The sequence below is a fragment of the Methylibium sp. T29-B genome (assembly GCF_000576225.1).
GTDB lineage: Bacteria > Pseudomonadota > Gammaproteobacteria > Burkholderiales > Burkholderiaceae_C > Methylibium > Methylibium petroleiphilum.
Window position 1 is genome coordinate 1 of the sequence record NZ_AZSN01000395.1, and the last position, 627, is coordinate 627.

General features: G+C 75.8%; 1 pseudogene. It reads left to right on the top strand.

The features are described 5' to 3' along the window. Positions 1-62: 62 nt before the first annotated feature. Positions 63-627, top strand: a pseudogene (locus tag Y694_RS22155) (type IV secretion system protein VirJ); the annotation flags it as partial.

Genomic DNA, 627 nt, shown 5'->3' on the forward strand with positions numbered 1-627 from the left:
CGGCCCGGCCGGCGCCGCCGGCGTCGGCACCGTGCAGAGCCGGCCGCCGCGGCGCGCAGACGGTGTCGCACGGCCTGTTCACCGGCGTGCAGGTCTTTCGGCCCGCGGGCGAGGTGAAGCAGTTCGTGCTGCTGCTGGCCGACGAGGCCGGGCCCGACGCGACCGAGCGGCAACTGGCGCAGTCCATGACGAAGGCCGGCGCCCTGGTGGCAGCCGTGCCGCTGGCGCCGTTCCATCGCCGGCTCGAGGCGCAGGGCGGCAGCTGCCTGTACGCGGCGGGCGCCTTCGAGAACCTGGCCCACCAGGTGCAGGCCATCGAGAAGCTGCCGACCTACCTGGAGCCGATGCTGGTCGGTGCCGGCGCATCTCGGGCCGCCTTCGCCTACGGGGTGATGGCGCAGGCGCCGGCCGGCAGCTTCGTGTCGGCGCTGTCGCTGGGCTTCTGCCCGCGCCTGGACGACAGGACCCCACTATGCGCCACCCACGCGCTGCGCTGGCAGGCGGTGGCCGGCGGTCGCGGCGTGGAACTGCAACCGGCGACGCAGGCGGTCGCGCCCTGGGCGGCGGTGCAGAGCGGCAGCGAGACCGCCGCCTGCAGCGCGAGCACGTCCCAGCCTTCGTCGCGCG